The following is a 647-nucleotide window of genomic DNA, read 5'->3' as shown; positions in this document are numbered from 1 at the left end:
AGATGTGTATAAGAGACAGTCATTTTGCTCCCTTACGATAGTAATACGCGTAAGGTTGCCAGTTACTTCCCCTTACCTTCAACTGATAAAGTAGATGTTGAGTCTATGAAGAAAGCAGTTAAAGAGAGTATTTTTAATCCATCCACTAAAATATGGAAGCTCACCTATAAAGAGGCAGTTACTTTAAGTTATCGCCTACAAGGAATGAGTATCTACGAGGTAAACAGCCTGTTTTCAGTAAGTATCAAAACCGTTTATGCACACCAAAGAAAGGCCCTTAGTAAAATCGGTGTGAAGACTATCGCTCACTTACACCGATTGGGTGAGTCCTTACCAGAAATGTACCGACCAAAAGCCCAATGAATGCAAAAAACAGCTAAGGCAGTTGTGATTTAACCTAAGCCCTAACGTGTAAGAATGCACTTACATGGCTCGTTTCCGTTGTTGACTGGGATGTTATACTGAGCCACGACTTTCCCTATGTTTTTCGATAGTCAACCGGAGGTTGCTTGTCGGATCCCAAACTGTAACTCAAACCAGGGTAGTTTATGTGACAAGTCTACAGTAGCTGAGATAAACAGATAAAATCAAAAAAATAGGTTATACTATCCACCTTCCTCCCGAGGTAATAGAAAACAGTATTATCT

General features: G+C 39.9%; 1 protein-coding gene. It reads left to right on the top strand.

The genetic code is table 11. The features are described 5' to 3' along the window. Positions 1-105 precede the first annotated feature (105 nt). A complete protein-coding gene (locus JHD74_RS25890; RefSeq protein ID WP_199063894.1) occupies positions 106-363 on the top strand; it encodes a LuxR C-terminal-related transcriptional regulator in 258 nt (85 codons plus the stop codon). Positions 364-647 lie beyond the last annotated feature (284 nt).

Origin of the sequence: Serratia sp. ASV30 (assembly GCF_016428815.1) — a bacterium.
Classification (GTDB): domain Bacteria; phylum Pseudomonadota; class Gammaproteobacteria; order Enterobacterales; family Enterobacteriaceae; genus Chania; species Chania fonticola_C.
The sequence above is the reverse complement of the archived record's forward strand: the minus strand, read 5'-3'. Positions and strand labels throughout refer to the sequence as shown.